At 72.3% G+C, this 21,140-nt stretch carries 17 protein-coding genes; 4 read left to right on the forward strand and 13 right to left on the reverse strand.

The window, feature by feature from the left end:
- Positions 1-164 precede the first annotated feature (164 nt).
- From IPJ59_RS30150 to IPJ59_RS30165, 4 genes are all read right to left on the reverse strand, one after another.
- Positions 165-1,889 carry a DUF4403 family protein gene (locus IPJ59_RS30150; RefSeq protein WP_293274413.1) on the reverse strand — a complete coding sequence of 575 codons (1,725 nt, stop codon included), beginning with the start codon at positions 1,887-1,889 and terminating at the stop codon, positions 165-167.
- 189 nt (positions 1,890-2,078) lie between these two features.
- The gene (locus tag IPJ59_RS30155; RefSeq protein ID WP_293274415.1) at positions 2,079-4,076 is read right to left on the reverse strand and encodes a hypothetical protein; all 1,998 of its coding nucleotides are present in this window, start codon (positions 4,074-4,076) and stop codon (positions 2,079-2,081) included.
- A gap of 53 nt (positions 4,077-4,129) precedes the next feature.
- Complete coding sequence (locus IPJ59_RS30160; protein ID WP_293274417.1) at positions 4,130-5,380, reverse strand: DUF4215 domain-containing protein; 1,251 nt, start codon at positions 5,378-5,380, stop codon at positions 4,130-4,132.
- 165 nt (positions 5,381-5,545) lie between these two features.
- A complete protein-coding gene (locus IPJ59_RS30165) occupies positions 5,546-6,355 on the reverse strand; it encodes a hypothetical protein (RefSeq protein WP_293274419.1) in 810 nt (269 codons plus the stop codon).
- A 252-nt stretch (positions 6,356-6,607) separates the two neighbouring features.
- Between IPJ59_RS30165 and IPJ59_RS30170 the strand changes: the two genes are divergently transcribed.
- From IPJ59_RS30170 to IPJ59_RS30185, 4 genes are read left to right on the forward strand one after another with little or no spacing between them, the layout of a single operon-like run.
- The gene (locus IPJ59_RS30170; protein ID WP_293274421.1) at positions 6,608-9,064 is read left to right on the forward strand and encodes a prenyltransferase/squalene oxidase repeat-containing protein; all 2,457 of its coding nucleotides are present in this window, start codon (positions 6,608-6,610) and stop codon (positions 9,062-9,064) included.
- Entirely contained in the window at positions 9,054-9,692 is a 639-nt protein-coding gene (locus tag IPJ59_RS30175) for a hypothetical protein (RefSeq protein WP_293274423.1), read from the forward strand. The genes IPJ59_RS30170 and IPJ59_RS30175 overlap by 11 nt, the downstream gene beginning before the upstream one ends.
- A complete protein-coding gene (locus tag IPJ59_RS30180) occupies positions 9,689-10,651 on the forward strand; it encodes an HTTM domain-containing protein (protein WP_293274425.1) in 963 nt (320 codons plus the stop codon). The genes IPJ59_RS30175 and IPJ59_RS30180 overlap by 4 nt, the downstream gene beginning before the upstream one ends.
- Positions 10,652-10,666: 15 nt before the next feature.
- Positions 10,667-11,137, forward strand: coding sequence for a hypothetical protein (locus IPJ59_RS30185; RefSeq protein WP_293250476.1), 471 nt, complete (start codon positions 10,667-10,669; stop codon positions 11,135-11,137).
- A gap of 144 nt (positions 11,138-11,281) precedes the next feature.
- Here IPJ59_RS30185 and IPJ59_RS30190 read toward each other — a convergent pair whose 3' ends face one another.
- Genes IPJ59_RS30190 through IPJ59_RS30230 form a run of 9 tightly spaced genes read right to left on the reverse strand, consistent with a single transcriptional unit; the run spans position 11,282 to position 21,134 of the window.
- Positions 11,282-11,911: a DUF3261 domain-containing protein gene (locus IPJ59_RS30190; protein ID WP_293274427.1), complete on the reverse strand. Its 630-nt coding sequence runs from the start codon at positions 11,909-11,911 to the stop codon at positions 11,282-11,284.
- Positions 11,908-14,274: an MMPL family transporter gene (locus IPJ59_RS30195; protein WP_293274429.1), complete on the reverse strand. Its 2,367-nt coding sequence runs from the start codon at positions 14,272-14,274 to the stop codon at positions 11,908-11,910. The genes IPJ59_RS30190 and IPJ59_RS30195 overlap by 4 nt, the downstream gene beginning before the upstream one ends.
- Before the next feature lie 16 nt (positions 14,275-14,290).
- A complete protein-coding gene (locus IPJ59_RS30200; RefSeq protein ID WP_293274431.1) occupies positions 14,291-15,004 on the reverse strand; it encodes an outer membrane lipoprotein carrier protein LolA in 714 nt (237 codons plus the stop codon).
- On the reverse strand, positions 14,982-15,374 hold the full coding sequence (locus IPJ59_RS30205; RefSeq protein ID WP_293274433.1) for an acyl-CoA thioesterase: 393 nt from the start codon (positions 15,372-15,374) through the stop codon (positions 14,982-14,984). The genes IPJ59_RS30200 and IPJ59_RS30205 overlap by 23 nt, the downstream gene beginning before the upstream one ends.
- A 29-nt stretch (positions 15,375-15,403) precedes the next feature.
- Complete coding sequence (locus IPJ59_RS30210; protein WP_293274434.1) at positions 15,404-16,975, reverse strand: HAL/PAL/TAL family ammonia-lyase; 1,572 nt, start codon at positions 16,973-16,975, stop codon at positions 15,404-15,406.
- The gene (locus IPJ59_RS30215) at positions 16,972-17,892 is read right to left on the reverse strand and encodes an LpxL/LpxP family acyltransferase (protein WP_293250452.1); all 921 of its coding nucleotides are present in this window, start codon (positions 17,890-17,892) and stop codon (positions 16,972-16,974) included. Before IPJ59_RS30215 ends, IPJ59_RS30210 begins: the two co-directional genes overlap by 4 nt.
- Positions 17,893-17,897: 5 nt before the next feature.
- Positions 17,898-18,659, reverse strand: coding sequence for a glycosyltransferase family 2 protein (locus IPJ59_RS30220; protein ID WP_293274435.1), 762 nt, complete (start codon positions 18,657-18,659; stop codon positions 17,898-17,900).
- Positions 18,652-20,535 carry an AMP-binding protein gene (locus IPJ59_RS30225; protein WP_293274437.1) on the reverse strand — a complete coding sequence of 628 codons (1,884 nt, stop codon included), beginning with the start codon at positions 20,533-20,535 and terminating at the stop codon, positions 18,652-18,654. Before IPJ59_RS30225 ends, IPJ59_RS30220 begins: the two co-directional genes overlap by 8 nt.
- On the reverse strand, positions 20,532-21,134 hold the full coding sequence (locus IPJ59_RS30230) for a COG4648 family protein (protein WP_293274439.1): 603 nt from the start codon (positions 21,132-21,134) through the stop codon (positions 20,532-20,534). Before IPJ59_RS30230 ends, IPJ59_RS30225 begins: the two co-directional genes overlap by 4 nt.
- Positions 21,135-21,140: the final 6 nt, after the last annotated feature.

Here is a 21,140-nt window from a genome sequence, read left to right on the forward strand (position 1 = left end):
GAAGAACGTCCCCGCGATGAAGAAGATCGACATCGTCGGCGACCATTACACCTACTCGGATATGACCGGCGGCCAGCTCAAGAGCGTGATCTTGCCGCAATGAGCGGGCGCGCTCGGTGGTCCTCGGTCCTCGCGGCTCCCACCGCGAGGACCGAGCCAAAGCCTCACGGCGTGAACGCGACGCCGAGCTGGCCGCTGATCACCACATCCGCCGCGAGCGCGTCCTTCTCGACCGCGAAGTGCTCGACGTGGACCTGGCGCAGCTCGCCGCTCACGTCGAGGTGCCCGCGCCACACCCCGTCGAGCGCGGCGGTGACGGCCTCGCCGAGCGCGGCAGCCCGCGGCGCGATCTTCCAGTGGGCCCGCTCCGCGATCAGCTTGCGCAGCGCGGCCTGGTTGGCGGCCGAGAGCTTGTTTAGCGCCTCGTTGTCGCTGGCGAGCGAGAAGTCGAAGTCCTTGACCGCCAGCTCGCCGGTCTTGGCGTTCCAGGCCAGCTCACCGTAGAGGTTGAGCTCCGCATCGAGGGCGCCGCGGACGGTGACCGCGAGGTGGAGGCGCTGCGGATGGCGGGCGTCGAGGTCCTCGATCAGCCGCACCTCGGTCACGACCAGCTCGGGCGTGCGCGCGTCGCCGAGCTTCTGGCCCTTGAGACGCTCGCGCAGCTCGGCGGCGAGGGCGGCCAGCGGGACCCGCAGGCGCGCGCGCACGGCGAAGCCCGGGGGCTCATGGACCGGCCCGAGCTTCGGCAGCGCGGTCGGCTTCGCCTTCGGCTTGTCGCCGAGCTGCACCGCGAGCTGGCCACCGATGGCCAGATCGACGCGCAGGTCCTTACCGTCCATGTGCGGCTGCGAGATGCCGAGCGAGGTGGGCCGCGCGACCAGCCACGCGGGCGTCGTGCACAGCGCGCCGGCCTCGCTGGGGCAGTTGGCCTGCCCGAGCTTCTGCAGCGACTGCGGCTGCTGCAGCGCCGTCCACAGCTTCTGCGCCTGCGGCTTCAGGCGCAGCGCCTTCTCGAACTGCCGGTCGGCGTCGTTCAGCGCCTTCTCGATCTGCGGCACCAGGCTGCGCTCGATGTTCTTGTGCACCATCGGGGCGATCGCCTCCTTGGTGATGCACAGGCTGACCAGCGCCTTCACGCACACCTGCCCGCTCGGCGCCTTGCCGTGATCGATGTCATCGAGCTCGGCCTTCGCGTGGACGCTGAAGTCGTCCTTGATGGCGAAGCGGGCGTGGAAGTTCGCGGTGATCTCCTGCGGCTCCGCCTTGGTGCCCCAGGTCTCCCCCTTCGTGATCCAGATCCTCCCGCCCAGCGGGTTCTTCGCCGAGGCGCGGACGTTGGCCGCGTAGTGCACCTTGACCCGGACCTTCAAGGTCTGGTCATCAAAGCTGGCCGCGATCGGGTCGCGCCACACCTGATACTTGACCTCGACCTTGGTCATCGCGCCCGGGGCGCTGACCGTCTGCCAGTCATGCTTCGCGGTGCGAACGACCAGCTCGTCGACCTTGGCCACCGCCTCCGCGAACGCCACCCGCACCGGCACGACCATGTGCGTGCCCTTCGGCGCCTCCGCCGGCGGCAGGTCCGGCTTCGGCTCGGGCTTCGGCTCGGGCTTCGGCTCGGGCTTCGGCTCGGGCTTCGGCTCGGGCTTCGGCTCGGGCTTCGGCTTCGGCTCGGGCTTCGGCTTCGCCGGCTTGCCCGGCTTCGGCTTCGCCGCGGGCTTCGCCGGCTCATGCTTTGCCGGCTTCGGCCGCTTGCCGGACTGCTTCGCCGGCTTGCCCGTCTGGTGCGCGGGCGGAGCCCCGGACGGGGCGCTGTGGATGATGCAGGCGCCACCGAAGGCCAGGAGCGTGGCCAGCGTGAAATTGCGTACGGATTGAATCGCCATCATGGGGTCACAACGATCTGGAGGTCGAGGATACACGGACTCCCGACTCGGCCGCGAACGGCGCTTCGGTCGCCTGGCGAATCAGCAAGGGACGTGCCAGCCAGGATCGCCAGCGCGAGCGCGTCGACGGGCCAGCCCGCCCCGTGCACGCTCTGCGACCCACCGCAAGGCGTGCGTCGAACCCTCACCGGCCTAGTTGCACCCGCCCTGCAGGCTCTGGCGGTAGTTGTTGAGCCCCGGCGTGGTCCAGTTGTCCTGCTCCATCAGCGGCACGTTGCCGCCGGGCCCGACGTTGCTGATGTGATGGCTGTGCTGCGTCCACGGCCCGCTGGTCGCGGCCCACGGGTCGGCGCTGGCGTAGGCGAACACGCCCTTGCGCGGCACGAAGCCCGGGTCCTTCTGCTTGCAGCCGTCGAGCGGTTGCGCCGTGAGGATGTTGGCGACCGCGAGCAGCTCGGCGCTGCCGTCCCCGTCGAGGTCGACGACGAGCGGGTACTCGTGCACCGTGTTGCTCGAGTTGGCCAGGTCGAGCATCGTCGCGCCGGTCTTGCCGTCGTAGGCGTACAGCCGGCACTCGTCGAGATAGGTCAGCTCGGCCGCGCCGTCGCCGTGGAAGTCGAAGGCGGACGAGCCCGTGCTGCCCGAGCTGTTGTCCTGGGTGGTCTTGAACCAGCGCGCGAACATCGCCCCCACGGCCGGCATCGGGTCGGCCATCGGCTTGACGATGGTCTCGCCCGCGCGGTTGAAGTCGTAGACCGCGATCGCCACGCCGCCAGCGATCGCCGCCTCGGGCCGACCGTCGCCGTCGAAGTCGGCGATCGTCGCCGGTCCGCCGAGGTTGCTGCCCTTGATCGCGATCGGCGGGGTACGCAGGCCGTCGTTGTTCTCGCACATCACGCCGGTCGGATCGACGCCGCACCACAGCTTGCCGGTCTTGCCGTCGAGCACCTTGATGTCGGGCCAGGCCACCAGGATCACCTCGGGCGTGCCGTTCTGATCGATGTCGGCGACCGCGGGCCAGCCGTCGTTGCCCTTGCCGCTGGTGTTCTTCCACAGCTGCGTCATCGACACGACCGGGGGATTGCCCGGGGCCCAGTCGATCGTCCACGCCTCGCGCCCGGTGATGAGCTCCGGCTTGCCGTCACCCGTGAGGTCGGCGAAGGTCGGCAGGCCGCCGATGTAGAGCAGCTTCGGCACCATCATGTTGTCGGTCGGCGTGCCGAGCAGCCCGCTCTTGCCCTGCTCGTTCCACACCAACAGGCCGTCGTCGTCGAACAGGGCGCCGCCGACCGCGATCTCGGCCTCGGGGTCGTCGTCGAGGTTGACGGCCGCCGCCGCGCCGCGATCCCAGCGGATCTTGGCCGGCATATTGTTGGCGGTGTGACTGCTCCACAGCAGCTTGCCGGCGCCGTCGACCGCGTGGACCAGGGCCAGCTTCTGCCCGTCCTGGCGCCCCGAGTAGATGATATCGGGCTTGCCGTCGCCGCTCACGTCCGCGAGCACGGGGGTAGCGAGGCCGTTCGACCCGAACTTCTGGTTCGGCGGGTCCTCCTTGATACGCAGCAGCTCGGCCCCAGCCCCGTCGAGCACGACGATCTCGCCGAGCTCAAAGGTGACACCGTCGATGCGCATCGCGTTGACCACCAGCTCCGGCTTGGCGTCGCCCTGCAGGTCGGCGACCAGCGGCGTGCACGTGACCTCATTGGCCGTCCACGACCACAAGGGCGCGACATCGAGGGCGGCAAAATCGCCGCAGGTGGCCACGCAGGCCGCGTTGATGCACATCTCGCCGACCTCGCAGCAGACCTGCGGGTCGCCGCATAGCTCGGTCAGGCATTGCTCGCCCCCGCTGCTGCTGGCGGTCTCGGTGTCGACGCCGGTGCTGCCGGTGTCGCTGGTGCTCGGGTCGCTGGACGATACGCTGACCTCGCCGGTCGTGCCGCCGGTGCTGGCGCTGGCGTCGGTCGTGCTGCCTGATACCGAACCGCTGCCCTCGCTGCCGGTGTCAGGGCTGGTCGTGGGCACCTGCTCGGTGTCGCCTGGACCACCCGTGCTCGCCGCGCCAGTGCTGGTCTGCGCACCGGTCGAGCCCTCGGTGGCTGTACTATCGCCGTCGTTACAGGCGGCGAGAGAAAGGCAGACGAGGGAGAGGGCGCATAGCGGCCCGGGGTACGGGAAATATCGATCCATACCCGCGAGTGTACCAGGAACGCGGCCGCCGCGACCGTGCGCGCGAATACGGCTCAGAATTTGTCCGCGATATCGCAGACGAAGCGATAGCTGCCGGCGCCCTCGCCCGAAGGGAAGGTCGTGTAGCTCTTGAGCGTGCCGTCGAGATTCCACTTATAGAGCATCGAACAGCCGGCGCAGTGATCGTTGCTGGGCTCGCCGGGGACCGCCTTGTCGGTGACCCAGAACGAGTGGTCGTCCCACGCGCGCCACAGCGGGCAGTCGCCGGAGTTGAGGCCCTTGCCGCCGCAGGTGGCCATCGGCATTCCCGGGAAGATGGCCAGGATCGACAGATACTCGGCGCCCTTGCCGATCTTCCCGCCGCCCACCGGCACGAGGTTGTCGGTGGTGGCGAAGGTGAATGACGACTTGAGGTGCGCCTTGCTGCGCGGCACGAACAGGTGCATGCCGAAGCTCTTGCAGATGAGCTCGGCCGCCTTGGCCCCCTTGTCGCTGGCATTTGGCACCTCGGTGTCGACCTTCAGGAAGGTGTAGCCGCCGCCGTCGGCCTCCATGTCGCACTGGACCTGCAGGTCGACGTTGCCGCCGAGCGCCGTCGGCCATACGCGGTACTTCCCCGAGAGCGCGCCCGGGTTCTTCATGAGGATGGTCAGGCAGCTGGTCGCCTCGACGCAGCCCGGCAGGCAGCCGTCCGTCAGATCGTCGTTCTTGTCGTCACAGTCCTCGGGGCCGTTGATCTTGCCGTCGCCGCAGCGCGGCCCCGGCTGGCACACAGTGCTGCAACCATCATAGAGATTGTCGCTGTTGGCGGCGCCGTCGTCACAAACCTCGGTGGCCGGATGCAGGATGCCGTCACCGCAGCGCGGGAGCGTGCAGATCCCCGTGCACTCGTCGCCCGGGTCGGCGTCGCCGTCGTCGCACTCCTCCACGCCGACCTGCGTCTGGCCGTCGCCGCAGCGCGCGAGCTGACAGTTGGACAGACAGGCGTCGTCCTCGGCGTCGTTGCCGTCGTCGCATTCCTCGGCGCCCGCGACCACAGCGTCGCCGCACACCGCCGGCACGCCGGTCGTCGGCCCGCCCGTGGGCTCACCCGTGCTGCTCGCGCCGGTGCTCCCGCCCGTGGCCGAATCGCTGGCCGACATCGTCGCGTCCGAGCTGCTCGTGAGCACGTCAGCCGTGCCCGCGCTGGTGCTCGCGCTGAGCCCACCGCAGGCGAGGTCGCCCTCGCGACAACCAGCGACGTGACAACCAAGCAGCGGGATCGCGGCGATGCAGGTGGAGATGAGCCAGAGAGGGCGCGCCATGGGGACACTCAATGTTCGCAGTTCACGCGGGCCAGTTCAATCGCTGCCAATCGATGCCAATCGAATCGCTGCCAGTTCAATCGGTGCCAGTTCAATCGGTGCCAGTTCAATCGGTGCCAGTTCAATCGCTGCCCATCGGTGCCACTTTCATCGGAGCCACTTCGATCAGAAGCGGCCCCGGACCCCGAGCCCGGCCTGCCCGGGGCCGCCCGCGAGGCCCCACCGCGCGGCCCTGCGCTCCCGGCGGGCGCGCCGGCCGACCACCGTATGCGTCAACAGGGCCACACCGGCCCCGACCATGAGCCCCGCGCCGGCGCCGATGATCGAGCTCGCCGCCGTCTCCCGGTGCTGCGCCTTCGGATCGTGTCCGCTCGGCGTGCCGTCCATCTCGGGATCCTTCCTGCCGTCATACAGATCCTTCTGTACGTGCTGCCACTCCTTCGCATACCACGCGCTGCCGATCAAAGCCAGCCCGCCGCCGACCGCCAATTCGGCCCACAACACGCGATCGCGGGCATCCTTGCCAGCATTCGAGCGACCCGGTGATCGACCATTCGCGCGACCATTCGCGCGACCATTCGCGCGGCCAGGCGAGCGCCCCCACCAGAGACCACTCGTGAGCCCGACAGCACCGAGCCCGAGACCCGCGCCGACCAGGCCTGCCCCCGCCGAGCTCGCGCCCAGAGCGGCGACGAAGCCGGCGTTGTCCGGCGCCGCCTCGAACTGCGCGTAACCCTCGCGGTGCTGCACCAACAGCCCGACGCCGAGTCCCAGCGAGACCGCAGCGGCGACCCCGAGCCCGAGCCCGAGTCCGAGCCCCGACCGCGACTCGGCCGACCACGGCAAGGACGCCCGCGCACCCGGGGCCACCGGCGCGGCCTCGACGCGCTGCGCGGCGAACGTCGGCGACAGCGCGACGATCGTCGACGCCGACGGCAGAGACAGCGAACGCAGCGGCGCCGGCGTGATCCGCACGGACGGCGCGGGCCGCCCCGCGTCCGCCCCGCCAGGCCCCGCAAGCCTGACCGTGGCCGCTGCGGGCCCGCCCGCGAGCCCGACCCACAGCCCCAACAGCGCCGCCCCGAGGACCCGCGCTCGCGCTGCGTGCGTGCGTGCGTGCGACATGCTCGTCGCCGGCCATACCATCGTTCGGACCGGGGCGCACCGCCTATGATATGCCTTGCCGCATGTCCGAGGCCCCGCACCTCGCCCGGCACGACCAAGCCCATGGGGCCCGCCGCTGGCATGGGGCCAGTCGCCGCCACGGACCCGCGCTGGTCGCTGGTCGCGCTCTCGCTGGTCCACGGCCTGGTGTTCGCGTGGGCCGCCAGCGTGCTCCCGTGGCAGCGCTGGACCCTGTTCGCGGTCACCACGGCGGTGCTCGCGGCCCTCCACCTCGTGACCGCCACGCTCGCGCTCGCGGGCCCCCGCCCCCGCCGCCTCGCGTGGCGCGTCACCTCGCTCTACGCGCTCGCCTACCTCGCGGTCCACACCTTCACGGCCCTGCGCGCCGGCGTGTACATCGCGGTGCTCTACGGCGGCCTCGGCCGCGGCGTCGCCGGCGGGCTCGGGGCGCTGTGGTGCGTGCTCGTGCTGTTCACCGTCCCGCTCGCGCTGTGGGGCATCGCCGCCACCGGCGGCCTGCGCCCGCGTCGCGGCCTCGGGGTCGCCGGCGCGCTGCTCGTCGTGTTCAGCGCGGGCCTGTGGCGCGCCGCCGGGGCCGCCGCCGCCGACCCGCTGCCGCACCCGGGCGACGACCCCAGGGCCCTCGCCAGCGATCTGCAGACCACCCTGAGCAAGCTGGAATTACCTGTCCCAAAGGCCAGGCCCAAGGTCCACCTGTGGACCCGCAGCCCGATCCAGTGCGACGCCGCGATCGACCGCCCGACCCTGATCGTCACCTACCCGGTCCGCGACGCCCAGAAGCCCCGCAGCAACAAGAAGACCCGCGACAAGACCCCGCGCCTGCGCGCCATGACCCGCTGCGTCCAGGCCGAGCGCGCCGAGGACCTCCTGCCCGCGCTCGCCGCCACCATCGCCGACGCCGCCGCGCCCGGGCCGATGAAGATCGACGTCCTGACCGCGACCCAGCCGCTCGCCTCGGACTCGCCCGGCCCGCTGAGCCTGCTCCTGCGCCCCGGCCTCGACGGCGTGTGCGACGGCCAGCGCTGCCTCATGCCCTGGCAGCTGGTCGCCCTCGGCCAGTTCAACACCTTCACGCCCCTGCCCTTCATCGAGGACCTGCGCTTCGGCAGCGACCCCGCCGCGCTCCGCCGCGTGCTCGCCCGCCGCGGCGACGACGAGCCCGCCCTCACCCTCGACGGCCTCACCCGCATCACCACCGACAGCTTCATCGTCGACCACCAGGGCCAGGTCGTCCACGCCCCGACGATGCGCGAGCCTCGCGACCAGCTCGAGCCTACCGACCTCAGCCGCGCCAGCGTGGCCGCCGAGCGCCACGTGCTCGCCGCCCAGCACGAGGACGGCCGCTTCCGTTACATCCTCCAGCCCTTCACCGGCAAGGTCACCTGGCGGGGCTTCGCCGTGCCGCGCCAGGCCGGCACCACCCTGACCCTCTGCGAGCTCGGCTCGCCCACCGGCGCCGTCACCCGCGCGGCTCGTCGCTCGCTGGCCATGATGGCGAGCCTCGAGCGCCCCGCGGGCGCGGTCTCCGGCCTGGTCCACGACGAGCCCAATCGCCCACCGCGGCGCTGGGCCAGCCTCGGCGACACCGCCCTGCCGCTGATCGCCTTCCTCAGCTGTCGCCCGCGCACCGGCCCCGAACACGACGCCCTCATCGCCCGCCTCGCCGGCTTCCTGCTGGCCATGCAGCGCCCCGACGGCGGCTTCCACCCGCGCTTCAACCTCGACACCGTCGCCCCGATCCCCGGCCCCGATCCGATGTACGCCGCCGGCCAGGTGGTGTTCGCCCTGACCCTCCTCGAGCAGCTGCTCGCCGACGAGCCCAACCTGCCTGTCATGGCTGGCATGCCCGCGCCGGCCGAGCTGCACGCCGCGCTCGATCGGGCCATGAGCTACTTCGCCGACGACTACTGGGACCACGCCTACTACAGCTTCTTCTTCCTCGAGGAGAACTGGCACTGCCTGGCCGCCCGCGCCGCCCTCCCGATCCACCGCCACCCCGGCTACGAGCGCTTCTGCCTCGACTACGTCGAGTTCAAGCGCCGCCTCATCCTCGACGCCGGCGCCGTGCGCAGCGACCTCGTCGGCGCCTACGGCTTCGGCAACGTGCTGCCGCCGCACAACACGCCCACCGGCGGCTTCGGCGAGACCCTCGCCGCGGCCATGGCGATCCGCGCCGCCGACGGCGAGGCCCGGCCCGAGGACGCCGCGCTCATGCGCGAGGTCCTCGCCTTCCTCGTCGAGCAGCAGTGGACCGAGGCCAACTGCTTCGCCTGCACGCCCGACGAGGTCGTGCCCGGCGGCTACTCCGAGTCGATCGGCTCGCCGGACATGCGCATCGACTACACCCAGCACGTATGGTCCGCGATCGGCCACGGCGGCCGCGCGATCGGCCTCCTGCGCGCAACGCCGGCGCCGACCGCCGCGCCGACCTCGGTGGCGCCACTCGCCGCGCCGACCTCGGTGGCGCCGATCGCCGCGCCGACCTCGGTGGCGCCACTCACCGCGCCGACCTCGGTGGAGCCGCGCGGTGGCGCTTGACCGCGGCGGCCCTGCCTACGCCTGGCTGGTCAGCGGCGCCCTGCTGCTGATGGTGCTCTCGCCGCTGTGCCGCCCCCCCGGCGCCGACTCCTTCCCGTGGTCGAGCTACCCGATGTTCGGCCGCGGCCTCGCCAGCGCCCACACCACCGTCCACCACATGATCGCCTTCGACGCCGCTGGCGGCCGCCGCGTCGTGCCACCCGCTCTGGTCGCCAACGACGAGGTCCTGCAGGCCGAGGCGACCCTCCACGGCGCCGCCCGCGGCGGCAAGCAGACCAGCCTCGAGCTGTGCCGCCAGGTCGCCGCTCGCCTCGCCGACGACCCCGCCTGGGCCGACATCGTCCGCGTCGAGCTGCGAAGCGAGCGCTACGACGCGATCACCTACTTCGAAGGTGACACCGCCCCGATCCGCCCCGGCCGCCTGCGCGCCCGCTGCACGCCACCCGGCGTCGTCGAGCCAGCCGACGCCCAGCAGCAGCCCAAGAAGAAGAAGAAGAAGAAGAAGCGGCGCACCCGGAAGCCGCCCGCCCCCAACCTGTCCCCCGGGACACCCACCAACAACCTGTCCCCCGGGACACCCACCAACAACCTGTCCCCCGGGACATCCCCCGCCGCGAGGTCGCCGTGAGCGTCCACGACCACCTGTCCCCCGGGACATCCGGCCCATGGCGCCCGCTGCGAGCCGTCGACCGCTGGTTCCGCGCCGAGCTGCCGCCGACCCGCCTCGCCGCCCTGCGCTGCCTGATCGGCGGCTTCGCCACGGTCTACCTCGCGATCCGCGTGGTCCACCTGATCAGCTTCGTCGACTTCGCCCCCGACAGCTTCGCCCCGGTCGGCGTCGTCAGCCTGCTCGCCGCCCCGCTCCCGCCCGCCCTCGTCATCGGCCCGGTCCTGCTCGCCCTGCCGCTCGGCCTCGCCTTCACCCTCGGCTGGCGCTTCGCCGTCACCGGCCCGGGCTTCGCCGCGCTGCTGCTGTGGGTCCTCAGCTATCGCAACAGCTGGGGCATGATCTTCCACACCGAGAACCTGATGGTGGCCCACGTCATCATCCTCGGCCTCGCCCGCAGCGCCGACGCCTGGTCGCTCGACGCCCGCCGCGCGCCCGCCGTGGACCGCCCCCACGCCCACGGCTGGCCGGTGCGCCTGCTCGCCCTCGTCACCGTCGCCACCTACCTGCTCGCCGGGATCGCCAAGCTGCGCCTCAGCGGCCTCGAGTGGGTCAGCTCCGATCTCCTGCGCAACTACATCGCCTACGACAACCTCCGCAAGCTCGAGCTCGGCGACACCCACTCGCCACTCGGCGCCGCTCTGGTCGGCAAGGCCTGGCTGTTCCCGCCGCTCGCCGGCCTCAGCCTCGTGCTCGAGCTGCTCGCCCCCGTCGCCCTCCTGGGCCCCCGCCTCGCCCGCGTCTGGGCCCTCGGCGCCTTCGCCTTCCACCTCGGCGTGCTCGCCGTGATGGCCATCTTCTTCCCCTATCCCCTGCTCGGCCTCGCGTTCGCGCCCCTGTTCGCGGTCGAGGGCCTCCCGCTGTGGCGCTGGCTCCGGCTCGCCCCATCGCGTGCCATTGCGTTTGGGCCCCGGGCCTGATGGACTGGGCCCGCCATGAAGCGCCTCCTCCCCCTCTCCCTCGCCCTCCTCGTCGCCTGCGGCGGCGGCACTGACATCGAGCCCAAGTCCGGCACCTGGACCTACGGCGGCAGCATGATCGTCAGCAACTCCTGCGGCGACGACCCGCCGACCGACCCCGCCGGCAACTTCACCATCACCGTCACCAGCCCCGGCAAGTTCACCGTCAACGACGGCGACTTCGACGACGCCTTCGAGTGCACCTACAGCGGCGACTCGTACAGCTGCCCCGACCGCATCGTCACCACCTACAAGGACCCCAACATCGACGCCACCGTCGAGTCGCACCTGGACATCGAGGGCGACCTCCTCTCCCCCACCGAAGTCAACGGCACCCAGACCGTCAACCTGAAGTGCACCGGCGCCTCCTGTGGGCTCGTCGCCACCTTCCTCGGCTACACCCTGCCCTGCGAGTACAGCTACACCTTCACCGCCACGGCCAACTGATCGCGCGCGGGGGGGGGGGGGGGGGGGCGGGGGGGGGGGCGCGGGCGACGGGGGGGGGGGGGGGGGGCCGGCGGCCGGCCTCCGCGCCGGGAAGAACTCGCGTGTCGAACTCCGCGAAGAAGCCGGACGTGGCAGGCGTTCGCCTCAGATCGGCTGCCAGCTGATCGTCGAGATCTCGACCCGGTAGCCGAACCACCCGTTGTCGACGATGATCTTCGCTGGCGCCTGCTCGCCCGCCATCCCGCCGACGTACTCGATCGTGATCGTCCCCTTCGGCCGGCGATCGAGGCGACGAAAGCTGCGGCGCAGCAGCCGTCCGTCCGCCCAGGTCTCGCGGATCGCCTCACCCTCGCGCTCGCCCCGGCGCTCGCCGTCCGCACCTGTCCCTCCGGACAGGCCCATGAACAGCGCGCGGTGGACGTCGAGCAGCATGAACTCCGGCGGGAACGGCAGCGCACCGGCCATGATCGTCTGCGAGCGCACCCCCTCCGGCCCCTGCTGGATCACGAAGGCCTTGCTGCCGAAGGGCGTCAGCCCGATAAGCGTCAGCTCCGACCCGCGCTTCTGCAGCACCACCTGGCCGTGGATCTCGCGCTCGCCCAGCCGACCGACCAGCGTCTGGCGAGCGAGGAAGTCCCCGCGCCCGGCCAGCTGAGCGACCGGCACCAGCTCGCCCGGATAGCGCAGCTGCGACGGGTCGACAACCTTAGGCGCGCAGCCACACAGCCCGAGCAGCACCAGCGATCGCAGCCACCGCGACCGCATCGACTTCATCGCTCGCCTCGCTCCCCGAGCAGCATCGCCACCGGCGCCAGCACCAGGCTCAGCAGCACGCCGAGCCCCACCGTCACACCGATCGCCCGCAAGGCCGGGCTGTCCGACATCCCCAGGAGGCCGAAGGCCAGCACCGTCGACAGACACGCGATCACCACGCTCAGCAGCGTCGCCGTGAAGCCCTCCGGGTCGCCCCGGCTCTCGGCGAGGAACACCCCGTAGTCGACCCCCATGCTGAGCACGAGCAGCAGCGCCACCACGTGCAACAGGCCAATACCCACCCCGCACATCGCCAGCACCCCGAGCGTGGCCCCCGCGGCCAGCACCGCCGGCGCGAACGCGGCCATCGCCACCCCGAGCCGGCGATAGCGCAGCAGCACCAGCGCGAACACCCCGAGCAGCCCGAACAGCACCAGCTCGAGCGTGCGCGCCCGGTAACCCGCGAAGGCCGTCGCCATCGCCTCAGCCTGGTCGAAGTAGTGGCTGCCCGGCACCGCCGCCAGGCGCCCGCGCAGCGCCGCCCCGTCGCTCACCCCGCGCAGCAGGCTCAGCACCGCCACCGTCGGCTCGGCCCCCGCGAGCTCGACGCGAAACGACCGCACCAGCTCGGCGAGCGGCGTCCCGGCCAGCTCCGCGGGCCGCAGCGGACCTGGCCCCGAGGACATGTCCGCGAAGAAGCCCGCGAAGCTGCCGGCACGAAAGCCCTCCGCCACGAAGGCCGCGTCGAGCCGCGCCGGCAGCCCCGGCTCCTGCAACGCCGCCAGGCTCGCCCGCTGCGCCGCCGCCGAGCGCACGAAGCTGTGCAGGCTGCGAAACTCCGCCACCTCGCCGGCCGCCCGCGCGGCCGTCAACACCGCGAACACCGCGTCGTTGCTCACCAGCGCCGCCTCCTCGGCCGCCGCGAGGTCCGGCCCGCTGCCGATCGCCACCACGAAGCGGCCGCTGTCCATCCGCGCGACCCGGCCGCGCACGCGCTCGTCCTCCGCCAACATCACCGGGTCGGTGCTGGTCAGCAGCTTGATGTCATCACTGAACGAGATCCTCGGCACCCCGATCGCCGCCGCGATCACGGCCGCGATCGGCAACGCCAGCAACAGCCCCCGCGCCCGCCGCAGCCGCACGACCATGCGCCCGAGCCCCGCCGCCGCCAGCACCGCCAGACGCCCCGGCCGGGCCCCAGCCGGCAACATGCTCGGCAACCAATACCGTGTCGCCACCACCGCCGTCAGCACCCCGACGCTGGCGAACACCGCGACCTCGCGCAGCCCCGGGAAGCTGGTCCACGCCAGCCCGGCGAAGCCCGCGATCGTCGTCAGCGCCCCGAGCCACAGCCCCGCCGACATCTTGCGCGCGCTCGCCTCGGGCCCTGCTGGCGCCGGCGCCAGTAAATAGTGGTTGAACAGGTGCACCGAGTAATCGATGCACACCCCGATGAGCGTCGCCCCGAACGCCAGGGTCAACCCGTGCACCGTCCCGAACAGCAGCAGACAGGCCGCCAGCGCCGCCAGCACGCCCGCCAGCAGCGGCAGCAACGCCAGCACGATTAACCGCACCGAGCCGAACATCAGCGCGAACAGCAGCACCAGCCCGAGCAGCGACACCGTCGAGATGCGCTGGATGTCGGCCCGCATGCTGTGCTCCGCGGCCAGCGCGAAGCGGGCCACGCCGCTCTGCTCGAGCGTCACGCCCTCGCCGAGACCACTCGCGGCGGCCGTGATCGCCGCCTGCAGGGGCGCCTGCGCGGCCGCGTCGAAGGGCGAGTGCCGCGTGGCCAGCAACACCAGCGCGTGCCGACCCTCGGCGAGAAACTGCCCTTCCACCACCTCGAGTCCGCCCGCCCGCGCCGCCTCGAGGCGCCGCAGCTGCTGCGGATACAACAACAGCGGATCCGCCGGCGCCACGCGCTTGACGATCTGCCCGGTCGGCCGCCCGAGCTCCTGCTTCAGCGCCACCGCGGCCGCCCGCAGTCCCGCGTCGGACAACCTGTCCTTCGGGTCATCCAGCAAGAAATTCCGGCGCGGGAAGTAGAGCTGATGGATCGCCTCGCCGTCGATCGGCCCCGGCCCCGTGCGCAGCCACGCGACCTCCGGGTCCCCCGCCAGCGCCTCGCCCAGCCGCCGCGCCGCCGCCAGCGCGGGCGCCGGATCGTCGCCCTCGGCCTGCACGCTCAGCACGATCGTCCGCGTCAGCTCCGACTGCGCCAGCTGGCGCGAGATGCCGGCCAGGCGCGCGTCGCTCTCGTCGGCCATGAAGTGCGTGATGTCGGTCGTCACCGCCATCCGCGACCAGCACAGCGCCGCCAGCCCGGCCAGCAACAGCCAGCCGAGCAGCGCCCGCGCGACGCGACCTCTCGCCACCTCCACCGTGGGCCCCTCGCCTCTAGCGCTGACCCGGCAACCGGAACAGCGCGGTCAGCTCTTCCGCGGTGAAGCGGCGACCGGTGTCGACCTCGCTGAAGGTCGTGATCGTCTCGTCGCCACCGACCTCGACCACCCGCATGCTCTCGAGCGCCACCTCGTGCCCGACGAGCTCGAGGCGCTCGATGATCTGCGTCATCGGGGCCACCCGCGGGCGCAGGCGCAGCGACCACCGGGCCACCCCGTCCGCGCCCACCGGCAGCGCCTGCAGCTCCATCGTGTACATGCGCTCCAGCGCGGCCCGATCGCCCGCGAAGATCTTGACGAAGCTGTCGACGAACAGGCGCAGCACCGGGTTCTGCGTCAGCGACAGCGTCTCGCTCCCGCCCGCGTCGGCGAAGCGCAGCGAGCCCTCGTCGATCAGCACCGTCGCCGGCGCCGGCGCCGTGATGTGGCGGACCAGCCGACCCTTCGGCGCGAAGTACAGCATGCCCTCGTTGACCAGCGGCGCCGCCAGCAGCGCCATCCGCTTCTCCTCGCGAAACTTGGCCGACAGCCCCGACATCGCCGCGAAGCGAGCCAGCAGCTGCTCGAGCTCCGGCGTGCTGCTCGCCGCGACCACGGTCACCGGCGCCTGCGCTCCCGCCGGCGCCCCCGCCAGCACCCCGGGCAGCCCGATCATGGCCACGAGCAGCCACGCGCAACACTTGGGGCTAAAGGCGCTGGAGCAGGTCATCGGGGGTCTCCGGGAGCATGCGGCCGTCGGCGTCGGTCGTGATGAGGATGGTCTGACCGCGCGCCGAGCAGCGGTCCTGACTGAGGTTGCGGATCCTGTACGCGATCACCAGCCGCGGCGCCACGCTGACGAACCACGCGCTGACCCGCGCCCGCTCGCCGTAGGCCAACGGGAAGGTGTGGCGGCAGTGGCTGTCGACCAGCAGCAGGCGGTAGCCGAGCTCGCGGATCTGCGGGACATCGAGCGAACGCGCGCGCAGCAGCGCCGTACGCCCGAGCTCCATGTACTTGTAATAGTGCCCGTGCCACACGATCTGCAGCACATCGACGTCGTGAAACGGCACCTCGAGATCGACGTGGACCTCGTGCAAGCGGCCACGCGCTGCCAGTGAACTCTCACTCACGGGAAGTCGACCTCCCCCATCGGCAGCGAGCCAGTCAGCGAGCCCCCCAACGAGTCACCCCGCAGCATCGCCAGCACCGCCGCGATGTCGTGGTCCATCCGCCGATCGGCGTCGACCATCGCCACCCGCGCGCGCACGGCCGCGTGCATCGCCAGCGTGCGCGGCCCGCAGCGCAGCCCGCCGCGCAGGTCGACCGCCTGCGCCATCGTCAGCACCGCGATCGCCGCCACCGTCTCGGTCAGCTCGACGATGCGCAGGCAGTCGCGGGCCGCGATCGTCCCCATGCTGACCTTGTCCTGGTTGTGGCACTCGGTCGAGCGCGAGAAGACGCTCGCCGGCATCGTCAGCTTGAGCGCCTCGGCGGCCAGCGCCGAGCTCGCGATCTGCATCGCCTTGAAGCCGTGGTGCGCCGCCCGATCTGGACCTGTCCTTCCGACCAGGTTCGCCGGCAGCCCGTGGTTCATGTCCGGGTTGCAGACCTGGGCGATCTGGCGGTCGACGAGGTCGGCGAGGTTGGCCACCGCCGTCTTGAGCCCGTCGAGCGCGAAGCAGGCGTGCCCGCCGTAAAAATTCCCGCCGTGCAGCACCTCGCCGGTGTCGGGGTCGATCAGCGGGTTGTCGTTGGCCCCGTTCGCCTCGATCTCGAGCGACTCGCGGATCCACGGCAGCGCGTCCAGCAGCACCCCGATCACGTGCGGGGCGCAGCGCACCGAGTAGCGGTCCTGGATGCGCTCCTGGCTCGGTCCGCGCCGCGGATCGTCCGCTCCAGCCCCGCCGAGATCCTCGCGGATCCACCGCGCACACGCCCGCTGCCCCGGGTGCGGCTTGGCCGCGAAGATGCGGTCGTCGAAGTGCCCCGGGTTGCCGCCCAGCACGTCCGACGCCATCGCCGTGATCGCCGCGCACAGCCGGCCCAGCCGCTGCGCGCGCGCGTAGCCGAGGCAGCCGAGCCCGACCATCACGCTGGTCCCGTTCATCAGCGCCAGGCTCTCCTTCGGCGCCAGCGTCAGCGCCGGCAGCCCCGCGGCCTGCAGCGCCGCCGCGGCCGCGACCACCTGTCCCTTCGACCAGCACTCGCGCTCGCCGACCAGCGCCGCGACCACGTACGACAGCGGCGTGAGGTCCCCGCTCGCCCCCACCGAACCCTCCGCCGGGATGCACGGCAGGACCCGGCGCTCGAGCAGCGCGCACAGGTGCTCGAGCACCACCGGCCGCACCCCCGACCACCCGCCCGCCAGCGCCGTCAGGCGCACCGCCACCACCGCCGCGGCCTCGACCTCGTCGAGCAGGCGCCCGGTCCCGCAGCCGTGGAAGCGCATCAGGTTGATCGGCATCTGGGCCACGTGCTCGGGCGCCACCGCCGTCACGCACGAGTCGCCGAAGCCCGTGTTGACCCCGTACACCACCTCGCCCGCGCCCAGCCGCCGCGCGAGCTGCTCGGCGCCGGCAGACAGGCGGGCGCGAAAGCCCGGGTCCGGATCGAGGCGCGGCTGGGCGCGCCCCTCCGCGATCGCCACGATCTCCGCGATCGTCCGCCGCCGCCCGTCGATCAACACCACGTCAGTCACCGCGGCTCCTCGGGTGCCCGCCAGAAATCATAGAAGTTGAACCAATTGTCGGGCGCCAGCCGGCAGTAGTGCTCGAGGCGATCGGCGTAGCGCTGGACATGGGCGGCGAGGGCCGCCTCGCGGGCGCCCCGCGGCAGTTCTAGATGCTCCCCCAGCGGCTCGCAATACAGATCGTAGCGGTTCGGGGCCCGGTACAGGCCGAAGGTGAGGAAAACCGGGCAGCGCAGCAGCGCCGCGAGCGTGTACGGTCCGGTCGGGAACCGGGCCCTCGCCCCGAGGAACTCGGCCGTCGCCGTCTTGTCGTTGACCCCGACCCTGTCCCCGAGGATCGCCACCAGCTCGCCGCGCTCGATCGCCGCCTGCACCGCGAAGATGTAGCTCGTGTCCTTCGGATCGATCTCGATGACCCGCCCGCGAAAGTCGGCGCCCACCGTCGCCAGGAAGCTGTTGATCATCCGCGCGTTGTGAAAGTACGCGAGGATGTTGACCACGAACTCGCGGTCCTTGCTGAGCGCCCGCATCACCTCGAAGGACCCGAGGTGCGCCCCCAGCAGGATCGCCCCGCGTCCGTCCGCCCGCAGGCGCTCGAGGTGCTCCTGCCCGTGCGCGTGCAGCTCGAAGCGCCGCGTCTCGCCGCGGACCAGGAACACGCGATCGAGGGCGCACACCGCGAAGTTGTAGATATTGCGGTAAGCCCCCCAGAAGCCCGCCGGGCGCCCGACCCGGCGCAAGAAGTCCTGCGCCGCCCGCCGCGCCGGCCCGGCGAAGATCGCGTAATAAAACACGATCACCCGCAGCAAGAGCCCCGCCCCGCGGCGACCGAACACGCGACACACCACGAGCACCGCTCGCACGCCGAGCACCGTGCCCTTCTCGCGGCGCACCATCCACGCCCGGTCGTCAGCGGTCTCCGCCATCTCGCTCACCGCGCCGCCGGCAGACTCCGCGGCCCGCGCCCGAGCAGCCGCAGCAGCGGCCGCCACAGCAACGCCGTCATCGCCAGCCGCGTGTGCATCCCCGCGATCCGGAGATTGTCCCGCAGCATGTGAAAGTGCGACACCCCGCCCTCGTCGCGCCCGAGGTAGCGGACCTGCGTCGGCAGGTTGACGATCGGCACCCCCATCCAGGCCATGCGCACCGCGATCTCGATGTCGAAGTCCATGCGGTCGCCGGTGCGTGGCACCGCCAGCGCCGCCGCCAGCGGATACACCCGAAACCCGCACATCGGGTCCGTGATCACCCCGCGGCCGACCTCCACCGCCGTCCAAAATAGCGTGATCTTGCGGCCGATCAGCCGCCCCAGCGGCGCCGTCGCGTCGTACTCGGGCGCACCCAACACCAGCGCCTCCGGCCGGGCCTGCGCCGCCGCCAGGAAGCGCGGGATGTCCTCCAGCTGGTGCTGCCCGTCGGCGTCCACCTGCAGCGCGTGCGTGTAGCCGAGCTCGCGCGCGTACGCGAAGCCCGTCTTGACCGCCGCCCCCTTGCCGCCGTTGACCGCCCGCCGGGTCGTGTGCGCCAGCCCCTCGCGCCCGAGCTCCGCCACCGCCTCGCGCCCCGCCGCCGCGCTGCCGTCGTCGACCACCACCACGTCGGCCATCTGCGCCCGCACCCGCTCCACCACCGCCCGCACCGTCAGCGGGTTGTCGAAGGTGGGGATCAGCGCGCACACCCGGAACTCAGCCACCTGTCCCTCCGGACATGTCCTCAAGGCCACTCGCAAACTCGCCCGAGAAGTCGAGCACGCCCGCGCTGCACTGCTCCCCCGCGCGGGCCAACGTGAAGCTCAGCTGCCGCCGCGGCGCGTCGAGGCGCAGCTGCAGCTCGAGCTCGTCGCCCGGCGCGATCGCCCGGCGAAACTTGAGCCGGGCGATCCGCCGCGGCTCGCCGAGCTCGGGGTACAGCGCCCGCGCCCGCGCCAGCACCAGCGCCACCAGCTGCGCCACCCCGGGCAGCACCGGCAGGCCGACGAAGTGCCCGCGGAAGAACGCCAGGTCGCGCGGCACCTGGACCGCGAAGCGGTGCCCACCGGCGACCTCACGCTGCTCCCGGATCACGAACTCCGTGCGCGGCGGCCCCTCCTTCGCCGCCGGGCGCTCGAACAGCGCCAGCAGGCTCGCCCGCGTCAGCTTGCCGCTGGCCTCCCGTGGCAGCCGCGGCACGACCTTGATCTTGCGCGGCACCACCACCGGGTCGAACCACTGCAACAGCCCCTGCCGCACCCGCGCCACCAGCTCGGCGTCCGGCCCCGGCGTCCGGGCGACCACCGCCGCCACGATCTCCTGCCCGCGCGGCCCCTCCACCGCGCTCGCGGCGACCGCCGCGTCGGCCAGCCACGCCTGGGCCAGCAGGCGCTGCTCGACCTCCGCCAGCGCCACCCGCTTGCCGCCGATCTTCAGCACCCCGTCGCGCCGCCCGAGCAGACGGAAGCGGCCGCCCTCGACCACCTCGATCACGTCCTCGCAGGCGAAGGGGATCGCGGCATCGGGCGGCAAGAAGGGCGAGCGCAGCAGCAGCCGCCCGCTCGCGTCGGCCACGATCTCCACCCCCGGCAGCGCCGCCCAGGTCGCCTCGAGCGCCCCCGGCAGGTGCCGCCGCCACGCGATCCCGCCGGTCTCCGAGGCCCCGTAGATCTCCGTCACCGCCAGCCCGAGCCCGCCGAGCGCCGCCGCCGTCTCGCTCGGCAGCGCCGCGCCCGACGAGAACACCCCCGCGAAGCTCGGCAGCTCGCCCGCGTCCAGCACCGTCAGGCTGCGCAAATGGATCGGCACACTGACCAGCAAATCAGCCGCGTGCCGCCTCGCCGTCGCCGCCACCGTCTCGGCGTGCAGCGGCGTCTCGCGCACGAAGCTCGCCCCCGCCGCCAGCGGCATCAACACGCTGAACAGCAGCCCGTAGAGGTGATGCGGCGGCACCGTCGCCACCACCCGCCGCGCCGGCGTCACCGCGAAGCAGCGCGCCAGCGTGGCCGCCTCGCCCAGCAATTGCGCCGCCGTCTTCGGGCAGGCCTGGTGCGCCCCCGTGCTGCCCGAGGTGTACACGGTGGCGATCACCCGCGCCCCGTCGATCCCCGCGAGCCCCGCCGGACCTGTCCCCGGGGACAGCTCCTCCCCGACCCCGACTGCGTTCGCCGAAGCTGTCCCCGGGGACAGCTCATCCGCCCCGCCGACTGGCCCCGACGGACCTGTCCCGGGGGACAGCTCATCACCCAGCCACGGCCGCAGGTCGAACTCATCGGGCGTGTCCGTGTCGTGCAGCAGCGCGACCACCCCCGGTCGCCGCCGCAGCGCCCGGACCGTCTCCGGCGCCGCGTTCGGCGGCAGCGCCACCGCGTGCCCGCGCTCCCACGCCGCCAGGACCGCGACCGCCACGTGGTAGCGATCGCCGCACACCACCAGCACCTCGCTCCCCGGCCCCGGCGGCGGCAGGCGCCGCGCCACCGCCAACACATCGCGCAGCAGATCGCTCCCGCGACGGACCCCGTCGGCCCCGAGCGCCACCAGATCCCCCGCGGCGTGGGCCACCGGACGAAACAGCGAGGGTCCGTTTGCGACGTCGTTCATGCGCGGCGGAGGAAGCGGGCCAGCAGGCGGTCCGGCAGCGAGTCCCCAAATTGCTGGAACACCCGCTTGCGGACCAGGAACTCGAGCGTGAAGCCGAACCCGACCAGGATATACGCCAAAATTCCGGTGTACAGCGCCCACCACGACACCGGCGCCGCCGCGGCCAGCCCCGCGCACGCGGCCGCGTTGGCGGCGAAGAACCAGCACCACCAGGCCGTGACCTTGCGACAATACGCCGGTCCGCCCTCCGGTAATTCGGGCTCCTGGAGCCGCGCATAGCGCTCCACCAGCGACACCGGCCCGCGCAGCGACGCCGCGAAGTTGGCCAGCAGGGTCAGGTTCACCAGCACCGGCAGCGCCAGATAAAACCGCGGCTCGGCCAGCGCCGCCCCGAGCCCCACGAGCCCCGCCAGCGCCAGCGGCAGGCGGACCACCGCCCTGCGCTGCTCCGCCGGCGCCGCCCACACGCGCAGCGCCAGGTTCGGCAACAACAGCCCCAGCATCACCAGCCCCAGCGATCGCGGATCCAGCCGCGAGACCCCGAAGTACAGCGCCGCCGGGTAGCCGATCACGATGAGCGCGCGGACCACTGCGAGCACGACGCG

Origin of the sequence: Nannocystis sp. (genome assembly GCF_016714285.1) — a bacterium.
In the GTDB taxonomy this organism is placed as follows: domain Bacteria; phylum Myxococcota_A; class Polyangia; order Nannocystales; family Nannocystaceae; genus Nannocystis.

What these genes read in the sequence shown, in the direction of transcription:
- IPJ59_RS30150 (WP_293274413.1), bottom strand. Translation starts at nt 1,889, where the DNA reads ATGATGGCGATTCAATCCGTACGCAATTTCACGCTGGCCACGCTCCTG.
- IPJ59_RS30155 (WP_293274415.1), bottom strand. Translation starts at nt 4,076, where the DNA reads ATGGATCGATATTTCCCGTACCCCGGGCCGCTATGCGCCCTCTCCCTC.
- IPJ59_RS30160 (WP_293274417.1), bottom strand. Translation starts at nt 5,380, where the DNA reads ATGGCGCGCCCTCTCTGGCTCATCTCCACCTGCATCGCCGCGATCCCG.
- IPJ59_RS30170 (WP_293274421.1), top strand. Translation starts at nt 6,608, where the DNA reads ATGGGGCCCGCCGCTGGCATGGGGCCAGTCGCCGCCACGGACCCGCGC.
- IPJ59_RS30185 (WP_293250476.1), top strand. Translation starts at nt 10,667, where the DNA reads ATGAAGCGCCTCCTCCCCCTCTCCCTCGCCCTCCTCGTCGCCTGCGGC.
- IPJ59_RS30190 (WP_293274427.1), bottom strand. Translation starts at nt 11,911, where the DNA reads ATGAAGTCGATGCGGTCGCGGTGGCTGCGATCGCTGGTGCTGCTCGGG.
- IPJ59_RS30200 (WP_293274431.1), bottom strand. Translation starts at nt 15,004, where the DNA reads ATGACCTGCTCCAGCGCCTTTAGCCCCAAGTGTTGCGCGTGGCTGCTC.
- IPJ59_RS30215 (WP_293250452.1), bottom strand. Translation starts at nt 17,892, where the DNA reads ATGGCGGAGACCGCTGACGACCGGGCGTGGATGGTGCGCCGCGAGAAG.
- IPJ59_RS30225 (WP_293274437.1), bottom strand. Translation starts at nt 20,535, where the DNA reads ATGAACGACGTCGCAAACGGACCCTCGCTGTTTCGTCCGGTGGCCCAC.